The organism is Haliscomenobacter sp., from assembly GCF_041740695.1.
GTDB lineage: Bacteria > Bacteroidota > Bacteroidia > Chitinophagales > Saprospiraceae > Haliscomenobacter.
Map to the genome: position 1 here is coordinate 42,715 of NZ_JBGSLK010000036.1, position 13,654 is coordinate 56,368.

Sequence of the window (13,654 nt, forward strand, 5' to 3'; positions counted from 1 at the left end):
GCATAATTACTTGGATAAATTCAGAAAACAGGAACAATACGCGCGATAAAGGAGATGATGAGTTAATAATGGCTCATTTACATTTCATCCCCCCAACAGGGTCATTTTCCTCTCCCCCAGCCCTTCCCCGACTTTATTTTTTCCACTTTTCCGACTAATCTCTTACATTTAAATCAATTTCAAACATCAATCCAAGGTTATGCGCATGTTTCTCTCCATTCTGGCACTCATTACCCTGACCAATTTCGCCCTCTGGGCGCAAAAAGACAAAAAAGTGCCTCCCCCCGCGGCGGTTCCAGCCAAAGCGGAAAAACCAACCGTACACCAATCCTCCACCTACAGTGGCTTGTCCCTGCGCAGCATTGGCCCGGCGGTCACTTCCGGGCGGGTCAGCGATTTTGCGGTCAATCCGCGCAATCCCGCGGAGTATTATGTGGCGACCTCCTCCGGTGGCGTCTGGAAAACAAACAATGCGGGTACTACCTGGCTGCCCATTTTTGATGGCCAAGGCTCCTATTCCATCGGTTGTGTCGCGCTTGATCCAAGTAATCCAGCCACAGTATGGGTTGGCAGCGGCGAAAACAACAACCAACGGGCGGTCTCCTACGGCGACGGTGTGTACAAAAGTGAAAACGGCGGCAAAACCTGGCGCAACATGGGCCTAAAAAACTCCGAACACATTGCCAATGTCGTCGTTGATCCCAGCAATTCCAATACCGTCTACGTAGCCGCTTACGGCCCGGTCTGGAGCGACGGCGGCGACCGTGGCGTGTACAAAAGCACCGATGGTGGCGAGACCTGGACCAACGTCAAATCGGTCAGCGCCTATACGGGTTGCAGCAACCTGATCATGGATCCACGCAATCCGCAGGTCTTGTATGCCGCCTTCCACCAGCGCCAGCGCAAGGTGTACACTTACATCGGCGGTGGCCCCGAGTCGGCTTTGTACAAAACCACTGACGGCGGTGCGACCTGGAAAAAACTGGATGGCCTACCCAGCGGTGATGTTGGGCGCATTGGCATCGACCTCTCGCCAGCTAACCCCGATTATGTATACGCCGTCGTGGAGGCTCAGGAAGGCAAAGGCGGCGTGTACCGCTCCACCGACCGGGGCGCCAGTTGGGAAAAAATGAGCGGCGTATTTACCAGCGGCAACTACTACCAGGAACTCACCTGCGATCCGCGCGATGTAGACCGCATTTTTATCACCGATACCTACTACAAGGTGAGCGACGACGGCGGCAAAACCGTGCGCAACCTGGGTGAAATCAACAAACACATCGACAACCACTGCATCTGGATTGACCCCAGCAACACCAACCACCTGCGCGTGGGTTGTGATGGGGGAATTTACGAAACTTGGGATTTTGCCAAAACTTGGGAATTCAAACACAACCTACCAGTCACCCAGTTTTACAAAGTAGCCACCGACAATGGCCTGCCCTTTTACCACGTGCACGGTGGAACCCAGGACAACCTCAGTCTCGGCGGCCCCAGCCGTACCACCAGCGACAACGGCATCACCAACGCCGACTGGTACGTGACCAGCACCGGCGATGGCTTTGAAACCCAGGTAGACCAAACCAATCCCGACATCATCTACGCCCAAAGCCAATACGGCGGGCTTTCCCGCTTCGATCGCAAGAGTGGCCAATCCGTCTTCATCAAACCGCTCGAAGGGGAAAACGAACCCGCCCTGCGCTGGAACTGGGATGCACCGCTGAGCATCAGCAACTTCTCTCCTACCCGCCTGTATTTTGGGGCCAATAAAGTGTTCCGCACCGATGACCGGGGCAACAGCTGGAAGGTCATTAGTCCCGACCTCACGCGTGGCCTCGACCGCAACAAAATGGAAATTATGGGTAAGGTGTGGAGTGTGGATGCCATTGCCAAAAATGGCTCTACCGACATCTACGGCCAAACGACCAGCATCGCCGAAAGTGCCGTTGATGAAAAAATCCTTTGGGTCGGGACGGATGATGGTTTGCTGTGGATCACCCGCGACGGCGGCAGCAATTGGGAAAAAATGGACAAACTGCCCGGCGTACCCGACAACAGCTACGTACACCAGGTCATCGCTTCACGCTACGACAAAAACGGCGCTTACGTCTGCTTCAATCACCACCGCTACGGCGAATTTAAACCCTACCTGCTCAAAACCAGCGATGGGGGCAAAACCTGGAAGTCCATCAGCGCGACTTTGCCCGAGCGGGGCAGTGTGTACAGCGTTGCCGAAGATCATGTCGATCCCAATTTGTTGTTTTGTGGCACCGAGTTTGGCCTCTTTTTCACCCAAAATGGTGGCGAAACCTGGATTCAACTCAAGTCCGGCCTACCGACTATTGCCGTGCGCGATCTCGACATTCAGCGCCGGGAGAACGACCTGGTTCTGGCTACTTTTGGCCGGGGTTTCTACATTCTGGATGACTACTCGCCACTGCGCAACCTCAAAACGGAAACTTTCGATCAGGCGGCGACCATCTTCCCTGTGAAGGATGCCCTGATGTTTGTCCCGAATAAGCCGCTCGGTTTACGCGACAAAGGCCACATGGGCAGCAGTTATTACGCTACCCCTAACCCACCCCTTGGCGCAGTATTCACCTATTGGCTTAAAGAGGACATCAAAACCTTAAAGGCCAAGCGGCAAGAAGCTGAAAAGGCGAAATTCGATAAAAAGGAACCCGTGTATTATCCCGATATCGAGGCACTGCGCAAAGAAGATGAGCAGCCCGAACCTTACCTCCTCTTCACCGTCGCAGATGCGGATGGGGACGTAGTGCGCCACCTCAAAACATCGGCAAGCAAGGGCCTGAAGCGCATCGTTTGGGATTTCCGCTACAATACCATTGCTCCGGTTTTGGGTCGGTACAAGCCTGCGCCCGATCAGTTGTTCGGTGCTGAAGAAACGGGGCAGTTGGCCTTGCCGGGTACCTACAGCGTCAGCCTCAGCAAATACGAAGATGGGGTATTGACGACCATCGCCGGACCCGTCAAATTCAACTGCAAAGCGCTGAACAATGTCACCTTGCCCGCCACGGACTTGCCTGCCTATGCCGATTTTGTTGCAAAAGTGGCCAGCCTAGCCAAAGCACTCAGTGCGACGAACAACATCCGGGGGGATTTGAGTGGCCAACTGAACGCGATTCAGACCGCCATCCAGGAAATGCCTGCCCCACCGCAAGACTTGTTGCAAAAAGCCTACGCCTTGCAGCGCCGCCTGAATGCAGTGACGTTACAACTCAATGGCGACGCTACTCGCGGGCGCCGGGAATTTGAAACGCCCTCTTCGATCAATGATCGCGTGGGTTATGCGCAGGGGGTGATGTGGGGCACTACTTCGGCACCTACGCAGACGGCGATTGACAATTACAACATCGCTGCGAAACAGTTTAAGCCAGCCTTGAGTGAATTAAAATCCATTGCTGCGGAAGTGACGGAATTGGGCAAGCAGTTGGATGTGAAGGGTGCGCCGGCTACGCCGGGGAGATGGCCGAGTTGGGAGTAGGTATCCAGGGTTCCAGGGTTTGGAGCATTATTGACAAGCTATGTTCTGAGCAACTTGATTTTTGCCAGAACATAGCTTAACTTTGTTACAATGATTCATCTTGAAGATTAATTATGAATTTACTGGATTCAATAAACACTATCGTTCCATTGTTTTCTGAGCCAAATGGGGTCATTCGGGTTGGAAATACTCGGGTTACGCTTGAAACGCTGATTTATCAGTTTAAAAATGGATCAACGGCTGAAGAAATTGTCTTCCAATATCCTGTGTTGGACTTGGCGGATGTTTATGCTGTGATTGGGTTTTATCTGAAGCATCAAACCGCTGTTGAAAACTATTTGCTTAGTTCCAAAGTAGCAGTGGAGAGCATCCAGTCGACCGTACAGCAACAATTTCCTGCAACGGATCTTCGCCAGCGCTTGCTCAATCGGCAAGCACAACTGCCTAAAATCACTGCTTAATGCGCTTCTTGGCTGACGAAAACCTCAACAATCACATCTATCGCAGTTTGTTGTTGCAAAGACCTAGATTGGATATTGTACGTGTTCAGGATGTAGGCCTTTCTGGAAAACCTGACCCTGAAGTACTTAAATGGGCAGTGACTGAAAATCGAATTTTGATTACGCATGATGGACTTACCATTCCTCCTCTTGCCTTGGAATGGATGAATGAAAATCGCCCTATTCCTGGTATTTTTCTCGTTGAACGGTTGGTTAAGTGACACCAGTAAATTTGCCATGAGCGTTGGCTTGGAGCGAATTTGCCGTGGGAAAGCTCTGCTGGCATGGACGAATAGCCGATTTTGTGCACAGAATCTTACTTATTTCTTTTTATCATATTAACTTGTTTTACAAATAATGCAATTTCCCTAAAACAATTAGCAGACTCTAGATTTGCAACATACGCGAACCTTTTATTCGTTCCATCACTATATTCGCAGATTAATTCATCCCCTTTATAGTTATCCCAAAACAAATCTTGACCACCATAAATGTTCCCTGAATGACATATTAATATATCTCCGTTTTTTGATTCTACAAATGCTCCGCCTTGATTTCTATCTCTTTCATCGACTGGAAATGAAATTGTTAAATCTGTTGAAAGAGGTTTGTCTGATATTGGTTCTCCAATTCCATATCCATTCCAATGTCTAAATGACTGGTGAGGATTAGAAATATAACAACCCCACAAGTTTAGTTTGCTAATATAGTTTACTCCGTATTTAAGTTTCCCATTTGGAGATTTCCAAGTGAGTATGGGTTCAGGTCTTTTATCAGCTTTAAAGAACAGCATATCTTTTAGCTTGATTTGATATTTTTTTATTAATCCTGCGCTTTCAATTATTTTCATATTCTATTAAAATTTCAATTGTTATTCCTGACTTTTAGTTTTCTTGTGATGCTTCAGCAAGTGCTTGCATCAGTATTGCAGCAGCACCTGCTTCAAATTGAGGTGTATGCAAATAATAAGTCTTGTAAGGTTCAAAATAGGTTTGCTCTTGATTTTTTGACACGTCAAGGTCTTCAGCTAAGATGCGAATAAGCCTGACCTTATCAAGATAGCTCAACTCGTGTATATTGGGCAGCAACTCTGTTAATGTCACCATGCTAAATTTTTTGTAAAGTTAATGCTTTTTTCATTGCAGGGGAGGGGTCACTATCACCCTAAATTCATCGCCTACAAAATCCTTGAAGTCCCAATTTCAACATCCGCATATTTCCACGCCTTCTCAAAGCGGACCTTCGTTTTATCAAAATTCCCTTTATCCCCCATTTTTTCAAAAACATTCATCATACCCCTCAAGGCCCATCCATTTTCAGGATAAATCTTTAAATCCTGCGCATACACTTTTAGCGCTTCCTGGTATTTTCCGGCATCGATCAAAACTGCGCCTAAATGATGGCGAACCGAAAAAAACCAATCGGGTGGTTCATTGTAATTTAAGGCATCCTCTTGTTCAACCGCTTCTGTCAATAGCGAAATGGCAGCGGGGAACTTTTTTTCTTTGGCCTGAATTTCTCCGTCCAATGTTTTAGCCGCAATTAGACATAAATCATATACACTGTTGATTCCCCAAATGGTCAAATCCTTGATGGTTGTATCAACCATGATGGATTTCATTTCAGCGAGGTGCTGCTTTGCTTCTGAAACCTTGTTTTGGGAAAGCCTGGCCATACCTTTTGCATAATGCCAAACGACCAATGGATATTTCAGGTCTTTTTCAGGGGCACGAGCGTTAAGGATGTCTTTCCACAAGCCAAGTTTTACTTCCACGTACCAGGGAATCGCGTAGTAATGCTGCAAGGTTCCCCATGCCGGGTCACGCAATAAGCTTTTATGCGCATGGTCTGCTGTGGCAATGGCGCCTTCCATGGCAACTTTACTTTCCCCAGAAAGGGTTGCACAGGCAGCCAGGAAATGGTAGTTGTGGGGGTAATAGGCAAGTGGATACACCCCTTGGGCATGACAGGCTTCCGTGTACAAGCTATCCACCAAGACTGCTTTTTGATTGGCAATGGCACCATCATGATACCGGCCGATTCGGATGTACGTATGAGAAGGCATGTGCACCAAATGCCCTGAACCTGGAACCAGTTCCCGCAGCAGATCAGCACTTGCTATAGCTTTTTCCGCATGTTCGGACATTTCTGCGGCATGAATGTAAAAGTGGTTGGCGCCAGCATGGCGGGGTTCCAGTTGTAAACATTTTTCGAGCACGGCCATAATCTCTGGTGTCCAGGGTTGAATGCTGCCATCTTTGTTCCACAAATTCCAGGGGTGCAAATCCATTAACGCCTCTGCATAAAGGGAGCCAATGGTAGCATCAGCTGGATATTTTTTATACACTTTTCGCATGGCCGCAGCATAAGCAGAATCCAGGAAGGAACGGGCAATGCTGGTATCGGCTGAGTATCGCTGCGTTAATGCTTCAATCAAATCTCTTTCTTTCGGCGTACAGGAAGCCGCAAGCGATTTGGCTTTTTGTGTAGCTTCAAAAGCCCGTTGGAAATTGTCCTTCTCCATGCCAGCGTTGTAATTCGGTCCCAACACGTACGCAAAGCCCCACCAGGACATGGCACACTTTGGATCTTGCCGGGTCGCTTCAAAAAATGAACGCCCCGCTTCGGCATGATTAAAACCAAAAGACAACATCAGCCCCTGGTCAAAGTACTGCTGTGCCTCCTTACTTTTGGTGGAAACTGGAAAATGAATTCCGCCAAGCCCGCTGAACAAGGGGGCTTTTTTCCCTGATGCATACCAGGATTTATCGATTACTTCAGGTGTACAAAGCACGCCATATTGACTGGAGATGGCTCCAGTTTTAGTTGAGTCCTTTTCGTTTTTGGCGGTTTGATTGCAGGAGCAAAGCAGGACAATAAGCCAGCATGTGTGGAGTAGATTGCGCATGATGTTGAAATTTACTTTCTACCTCAAATTATGCCCTTGGTTTTCACCAAGTCAAAAATCGCACCAACCGCAACCCCTATAGCCAATCCCATGGCTATGCTTAAAGCCGTCTTTCCCGAAGAAGCGCCATAGGCTGCTCCGAATGCGACGCCAAGAGCAGCCCCGATGCCAATACCATTTCCTGATTTTTTATTTTCTGTCATAATTGAGTAGCTATTGACGACGATGAGTCTAAATCTACAAAAAATTCTAAAAACAAACGCTATATTTTTAAAAAACAGGCTACCTCCATTCCTGAAGGCAGCCTGCTCTATCATTTAACACTCACTAAAAATCAATAGCTCTGATTCTGCTTCAAATACCCGGGGATATTCGAAGCACCGTCGATTACTAAACACTTTCTTTACAACCGGCAGCTAAAATTAATAATTACTTGTTTTACCCGAAACACGCTTTCGATAGTCTTCCTATAGCTTTGCGGAATTGTTAATCAATTACACGCTAGGCATTATGAATGGATCAAAACTTCTTACAATCGCTTTATTTATCCTAAGTATTACGTCTGTTGCATGGTCTCAAGTCCAGGTTTCTGGTCTTGTGGTCGATGAAACGGAGGTATCGCTTCCTGGAGTAACCGTAGCGGTCAAAGGTACGGTTACAGGTCAGGTTACAGACGTTGACGGTCGCTTTACAATTGGCGCAAAAATCGGCGATGTTCTCGAATTTAGATATTTAGGCATGGAGGATCAAGACATCACTTTAGAAAATCTAAACAATTTGAAAGTGGTGATGAAATCCAACGCGAAACAACTGAATGAAGTTGTTGTTATCGGTTACGGGTCTCAAAAAAAATCGGATGTAACCGGTGCCATTGCATCTTTGAAAAGGGAAGACTTCAACCAGGGGGTTTTAACAAACCCAGGCCAGTTATTGCAAGGTAAAATGGCTGGTGTTAACGTTACAGCTACCAGTGGTGAACCTGGAGCAGCTCAAAATATTATCATCCGGGGAGCAGGCAGTTTGCGTTCGGGGACAGACCCGCTCTACGTGGTAGATGGATTCTTGTTGGATAATTCTTCTCAAGGTTTCAGCACAAACCCATTGAATTTTATCAACCCCAGCGACATAGAAAGCATAGACGTTTTAAAAGACGCCAGCGCCACAGCTGTTTATGGTTCAAGAGCATCGAATGGCGTTGTAGTAATCACTACAAAAAAAGGTAAACTGGGAAAAACGGAAATGAATTTTTCCGCATCTACCGCCTTGTCATCAGTACTTAACAAAATAGATGTGTTTAGTGCTGATGAATTCCGCAAACAAGTGGTAGCGATTGGAGGGAATTTAGAAGATCTTGGTGGGAATACCAACTGGCAAGATGAATTGACACAAACCGGGGTTTCTCAAGAGCTCAATTTCTCTATCGGGGGCGCTGCCAGCGACAAATTTTCTTACTACGCATCAGCTGGTTATCAGGGGCAGGAAGGTATTCTAAAAAACAGCAACCTCAAGAGGTATGCTGGAAAATTGAATATGAACCAAAAAGCATTCAACGGCAGATTGAACCTGGATTATAACCTTACTGCCTCTCACACAGAAAACCTGAGACCGGATATTGGTTCTACCATTAGTGACATGATTGGTCTTAACCCTACGATACCGGCACTTACCAACGGGAAACCTACATTGCTCACTACCAACGCTTTAAACCCGCTGCAAAGATATGACTTATACAGCGACTTGGCTGTTAACAATCGTATTCTTGCCTCCATTTCTCCCTCATTGAGATTATTTAAAGGTTTGGTATACAAACTAAATCTTGGTGTGGACTATTCAGCGACAAACAGGGATATTCAGTATAAGCCCTTTCCACAAGTAATTAATGAATCCAATATTTCTGATGGTTCACTACAAAGTTCTATTCTAACCAGCACAAATCAATTGGTAGAAAATACCCTAACCTACAATTGGAATAATGACATCCATAAGGTAATCTTGTTAGCAGGCCATTCTTACCAACAGTTCAATGATGCCAATAGAACTTTTTCAAATAGAGGTTTTGCCAACAATGACATTGAGCCAAAATATCAGGATCAGACCAGCTCGACAGTATATCCAACTTCTGTAGGCTCAACAGCTGTGAAAAACGAATTGCAGTCGTTCTTTGGAAGATTGAACTACGGTTTCAAGAATAAGTATCTATTGACTGCTACTTTACGTGCTGATGGATCTTCAAAATTTGGCGAAAACAACAAATACGGCCTCTTCCCATCTGTAGGCTTTGGTTGGAATATCAGCAATGAAGATTTCATGGCTAACTCGTTTTTCAACAACCTAAAACTGCGAACCAGCTGGGGACAAACGGGTAACCAGGAAATTCCATCAAAAATCACAAAGGGTAGTTTTGCTGAAAACAGATTAATCACAGGCGGACAAAGTTCGAATACTTACCCGATAGACCCAAATGCCACTTCCATCAATGGTTATCCTTTTGGAATTGTTTTTACACGTTTGGCAAATCCAAATCTTCAATGGGAGGTTTCTACGCAGATAGATTTAGGGGTTGATTTTGCAATTCTTAACAACCAATTGACTGGCTCTATCGATTACTTCAACAAACAATCTTCCAATATATTGCTTGAAGTTGTGCCTGCTGACCCGGTTCAGCCAACGTCTTTATTTTGGACGAATATCAAAGACATGATTATCCAAAACAATGGAGTAGAGTTGGCATTGCAATACAATAGCAAAGAGAATCGGAATTTCAGCTATAAAATTGGGGGGAATATCACTTTCATTCAAAACCAGGTTAAAGATTCACCGTACTCTGTCTTAACGACCGGAGCAGCTCAAGGCTCTGGGCAAACTGGTGCAACTATTAACGGTTACGTTAATAATGAACCAATCGGTGCATTTTATATGCTTGAGTTCAATGGCATTGGCGAACAAGGTCTAAACCAATTCAAAGACATCAACGGAGATGGAGCAGTATTGGACAACGACCGGTATGTGGTGGGGAGTGCGATTCCTGATTTCACTTATGCCTACTTTTTGAATTTGAATTACAAGGGCTTCGATCTTGGTTTAAATTTCAATGGAGTTTCTGGCAATAAAATCTACAATCACACGACGATGACGCTGTTCAGCAAGGCACAGCTTGCCAGATCCAATAACAGTACTGACTTCGCCATTGAGTTTCCAAAAGAGTCGTTAAGTAACTCCAATACTGTTTCTACGCGCTATCTGGAAGATGGTTCATTTATGCGCTTAAATAACGCTACGCTGGGATATAACCTAAAGCCTTCTAAAATCGGCTTAGGAAATACTTTCCAGAATATCCGTATTTCAATAACCGGTCAGAATTTATTGCTTTTGACTGATTATTCAGGGTTTGATCCTGAAGTAAACACAGGATCAAGTTCTAGTGGTATTCAAACATTTGGCATTGACCGTTTCACATACCCCAGCGCAAGAACTTTCTTGTTTGGGGTTAACGTGACCTTTTAAAAAAGTACCTTTTCTAACACTACCAAAACAACAATACTATGTTACATAAAAGAATCATTCAAACGCTATTTACCATTGCTTTTTTATGTGTGGTGCACAGTTGTACCGATCTGGAAGAAGAAATTCTGGATGAGACGCTTACCGGTACCGGACAGGCCGAAACGGTCACTGGATCTATTGCACCTGTGTATGGCTTTCTTCGAAACGTATGGTTGCACACCAGAAATTTTGGTCTTCAGGAAATTGCATCCGATGAAGCCATCCTGCCATACAGAGGAGGCCGGGACTGGTTTGATGGTGGTAAATTCATTGCTGTTCACCAACACTTAATGACGCCAGGTAATAGCCTGGTAGGAGACTCCTGGACGGACATCACCCTGACATTGTCCAGAGCTGTCATCGCCCAAGATCGCTTGAAAATAGAGGCAGATAAAGGCAACGCCGTAGCTCAGGATGCGCTATACGAGATGGTTGCAATGAAAGCCTACTTAAATATGCTGGCACTTGATAACTGGGGATTGGTTTTCAAGAAAGACCAGGCTATTGCACTCTCTGAAATTCTGCGTGGCCAGGAGGCTGTGAGTTATTTAGAAAGTGAATTACTGTCTGTGGTCAATGTAATTAACAGCAATAAAGGCCCGGGCAGGTTTACAAAAGATGCCGTAAAGGCTTTGTTGGCTCGGCTTTATTTAAATGCTGCCGTATATCGGGATCCATATGGTAAACCAGATTTCAAGGCAGCTGACATGGATAAAGTGATCCAGTACACCAATGAAATCATAGCGGGAAAATACTCTTTATCCCCGGAGTATTTTGAACTATTTAACGATAACAACAACAAGAATCCTGAAATCATTTTTTCACTAGACCAAAGAGGCGTTCTGGAAACAGAGCACCAACGTTGGGCTTATTGGTCTATTTCCGGAGACCTCGTGCCAAGACCGGAATTTCCCAGTACGAGAGGTACTGACGCAGCAGCAGTAACGACTGATTTTTATCAAACCTGGGTAGATGCCTATGGCAGCACCGATCCGGCAGATGCAGATGCTCGTTTTTTTCAGGAAAACACAAAAGTGCCTTCGAATCTTAAAGATCTAACGGGTGTGACTCCTGCGAATGACGCAAACCATTTCTTTTGTGTTAAAGCGCAAGATTTTGAAATCAACAGAGGTATTCTTCGAAACAACATTTGGGGGCCCAGAAAAGATGCTAGTGGTAAAATCCTGACATGCAGTGACGGCTCGATCAAAATATATCCTGTGATCAATGCAAGAACAAGCGGCGCGAACCTTGCTTACGTAGATCATACGTTGAAAGTGGATTTTACTGACGCAGGAAGTTTGCACAACACGGGGTACAGATTTTCGAAATATCAGTTCAGTCGCACTGCGCCTAACTGTTGTTCTGGTAGCAGTGTGGATATTGTGTTGATCCGGTTAGGGGAGATTTATTTAATGAGAGCAGAAGCGAAGTTGCGCAAGGGAGATGCGGCAGGTGCATTGGCAGATATTAATACCCTACGAACTTCCAGAAACGCACGTCCAAGTCAGACGCCAAAACCTTTGGCCTCAATAAATCTTGATATACTTTTTCGTGAAAGTGGCTTTGAGCTTTATTGGGAGGGTCTTAGAAGAAATTATCAAATCCGATTTGGTAAATACGAGGGTACCTGGACTGGTAAAACAGATGTCAACGTCAGCAAGCGCCTGTTTCCTATTCCACAAAAAGCAGTTGATGGAGCATCCAGCGAAAAAGGTTTCTTAGTTCAAAATCAAGGATACTAAAATAATACGGAGAGCCTGTTACTAAATATGATAGCAGGCTCTCTTCTTAGGGAGGATAAAAAAATAAATGTTCATTTTTCCTATGGAAAAATGAACATTTATTTTTGCCCCACTACTTATACTTGCGGTAAAACAATTTAAATAGCACAAAATGCAATACAAAATTCGCCAGAGCATAAGACGTACATCTTTTTTCTTTGTGCTTTTCCTTATCTGTTTTCCTTCCTTTAGCCAGCAAAAAGAACTAAGAAAAATTCGTGTAAATGAGGTGCAGGTGATTGGTAGCCACAACAGCTATAAAATCGCCATTGAACCTGCTTTATTGGCATTTCTTCACAAACGGGATTCTGCTTCAGCCAACTCCCTTCAATACGAACACATTCCTTTGACTCAACAACTTGACCTTGGGCTTAGGAATTTAGAACTTGACGTTTTTCACGATCCGGAAGGGGGATATTATTCCAATCCGGCTGGTCTGAATATTGTAAGAATGGCTGGTCAAACACCTGCCCCCTTTGATGCAGCCGGCAAGTTGAAGCAACCCGGCATGAAAGTATTTCATGTCCAGGACATTGATTTTAGAAGCAGCCAATTACTTTTTAAAGACGCCCTCCAGGAATTGGTTTCATGGTCTTTAAAAAACCCTGATCACACACCTGTTTTCATTACCATAAATACAAAAGATGGAAAAATTCCAAATCTCCGAGATCCACTTCCATTCGATGCGGAAGCGTTGGAATCGCTGGATGATGAAATAAAGAAAAATGTAGGAGCGGATAGGTTGATCACACCGGATTTAGTGCGAAGAAAGCACCGTACTTTGCAAGGAGCAATCCTGAATGACGGATGGCCGACCCTGAAAAAAGTGAAAGGCAGATTCCTGTTTATTCTCGATGAAGGCAACACCCGAAGTGATCTGTACTTGGGAAAATTTCCTGGTTTAAAAAATGCAGCTATGTTTGTCAATAAGGAAGAAGGACATCCAGAAGCAGCTTTTTTAATACTAAATGACCCTATCGACAATTTTGAACGAATCAAAGAATTGGTCGACAAAGGATATATGGTTCGAACTCGTGCTGATTCAGATACGAAAGAAGCAAGAACAGGCGATTATACTCGCTTCGAAAAGGCAAAAAAATCGGGAGCACAAGTCATTACGACAGACTACTATGTGCCATCAAACCTTTTCCTTTCAGACTATAAAATCGTTTTTGAGAATGGAAAGTACGAAAGAATCCTAAAGCACAAATAGGAAGCTCTGATTCCTGCTCTTTTTATTTTTATTCCCGATGGTTCGGAGAACGTTGTGCTTTACGAATTTGTGACGCTTATTGGAATCAAAACTGGTCTTGAGTGCCCGAAATCAGAATTAACCGTAAAATATCAGTAACCCTTACAATGTAATCTTTGCATTAAATAATGGTAAACATTTGGTTGAAAAGCTCAGTCTACA

10 protein-coding genes are annotated in these 13,654 nt (G+C 45.0%); 6 read left to right on the top strand and 4 right to left on the bottom strand.

Going from position 1 to position 13,654, the window contains the following annotated elements; genetic code table 11:
• Positions 1-199: 199 nt before the first annotated feature.
• The 3 genes from ACEW9O_RS07575 (at position 200) to ACEW9O_RS07585 (ending at position 4,226) form a co-directional block, all read left to right on the top strand.
• Positions 200-3,505: a glycosyl hydrolase gene (locus tag ACEW9O_RS07575; RefSeq protein ID WP_373549537.1), complete on the top strand. Its 3,306-nt coding sequence runs from the start codon at positions 200-202 to the stop codon at positions 3,503-3,505.
• A 113-nt stretch (positions 3,506-3,618) separates the two neighbouring features.
• Entirely contained in the window at positions 3,619-3,966 is a 348-nt protein-coding gene (locus tag ACEW9O_RS07580) for a DUF433 domain-containing protein (RefSeq protein ID WP_373549538.1), read from the top strand.
• Entirely contained in the window at positions 3,966-4,226 is a 261-nt protein-coding gene (locus tag ACEW9O_RS07585; protein WP_373549539.1) for a DUF5615 family PIN-like protein, read from the top strand. Before ACEW9O_RS07580 ends, ACEW9O_RS07585 begins: the two co-directional genes overlap by 1 nt.
• A gap of 95 nt (positions 4,227-4,321) precedes the next feature.
• Here ACEW9O_RS07585 and ACEW9O_RS07590 read toward each other — a convergent pair whose 3' ends face one another.
• The 4 genes from ACEW9O_RS07590 to ACEW9O_RS07605 form a co-directional block, all read right to left on the bottom strand.
• Positions 4,322-4,855, bottom strand: coding sequence for a hypothetical protein (locus ACEW9O_RS07590; RefSeq protein ID WP_373549540.1), 534 nt, complete (start codon positions 4,853-4,855; stop codon positions 4,322-4,324).
• 34 nt (positions 4,856-4,889) lie between these two features.
• A complete protein-coding gene (locus ACEW9O_RS07595; protein WP_373549541.1) occupies positions 4,890-5,111 on the bottom strand; it encodes a hypothetical protein in 222 nt (73 codons plus the stop codon).
• A gap of 71 nt (positions 5,112-5,182) precedes the next feature.
• Entirely contained in the window at positions 5,183-6,913 is a 1,731-nt protein-coding gene (locus ACEW9O_RS07600) for a hypothetical protein (protein ID WP_373549542.1), read from the bottom strand.
• A gap of 23 nt (positions 6,914-6,936) precedes the next feature.
• Positions 6,937-7,230 (bottom strand): hypothetical protein, encoded by a 294-nt coding sequence (locus ACEW9O_RS07605; RefSeq protein ID WP_373549543.1) that lies wholly within the window; start codon positions 7,228-7,230, stop codon positions 6,937-6,939.
• Positions 7,231-7,423: 193 nt separating this feature from the next.
• On the opposite strand from ACEW9O_RS07605, the gene ACEW9O_RS07610 reads away from it, so the two are divergent.
• The 3 genes from ACEW9O_RS07610 to ACEW9O_RS07620 all read left to right on the top strand — a co-directional run bounded on the left by ACEW9O_RS07610 (position 7,424) and on the right by ACEW9O_RS07620 (position 13,453).
• Entirely contained in the window at positions 7,424-10,417 is a 2,994-nt protein-coding gene (locus tag ACEW9O_RS07610; protein ID WP_373549544.1) for a SusC/RagA family TonB-linked outer membrane protein, read from the top strand.
• Between the two features lie 38 nt (positions 10,418-10,455).
• Positions 10,456-12,201: a RagB/SusD family nutrient uptake outer membrane protein gene (locus ACEW9O_RS07615; protein WP_373549545.1), complete on the top strand. Its 1,746-nt coding sequence runs from the start codon at positions 10,456-10,458 to the stop codon at positions 12,199-12,201.
• Positions 12,202-12,352: 151 nt separating this feature from the next.
• The gene (locus tag ACEW9O_RS07620; protein WP_373549546.1) at positions 12,353-13,453 is read left to right on the top strand and encodes a phosphatidylinositol-specific phospholipase C1-like protein; all 1,101 of its coding nucleotides are present in this window, start codon (positions 12,353-12,355) and stop codon (positions 13,451-13,453) included.
• Positions 13,454-13,654 lie beyond the last annotated feature (201 nt).

Coding starts and splice junctions, on each gene's coding strand:
- ACEW9O_RS07620 (WP_373549546.1), top strand. CDS start 12,353: ATGCAATACAAAATTCGCCAGAGCATAAGACGTACATCTTTTTTCTTT.
- ACEW9O_RS07595 (WP_373549541.1), bottom strand. CDS start 5,111: ATGGTGACATTAACAGAGTTGCTGCCCAATATACACGAGTTGAGCTAT.
- ACEW9O_RS07585 (WP_373549539.1), top strand. CDS start 3,966: ATGCGCTTCTTGGCTGACGAAAACCTCAACAATCACATCTATCGCAGT.
- ACEW9O_RS07610 (WP_373549544.1), top strand. CDS start 7,424: ATGAATGGATCAAAACTTCTTACAATCGCTTTATTTATCCTAAGTATT.
- ACEW9O_RS07590 (WP_373549540.1), bottom strand. CDS start 4,855: ATGAAAATAATTGAAAGCGCAGGATTAATAAAAAAATATCAAATCAAG.
- ACEW9O_RS07615 (WP_373549545.1), top strand. CDS start 10,456: ATGTTACATAAAAGAATCATTCAAACGCTATTTACCATTGCTTTTTTA.
- ACEW9O_RS07600 (WP_373549542.1), bottom strand. CDS start 6,913: ATGCGCAATCTACTCCACACATGCTGGCTTATTGTCCTGCTTTGCTCC.
- ACEW9O_RS07605 (WP_373549543.1), bottom strand. CDS start 7,230: ATGATAGAGCAGGCTGCCTTCAGGAATGGAGGTAGCCTGTTTTTTAAA.
- ACEW9O_RS07580 (WP_373549538.1), top strand. CDS start 3,619: ATGAATTTACTGGATTCAATAAACACTATCGTTCCATTGTTTTCTGAG.
- ACEW9O_RS07575 (WP_373549537.1), top strand. CDS start 200: ATGCGCATGTTTCTCTCCATTCTGGCACTCATTACCCTGACCAATTTC.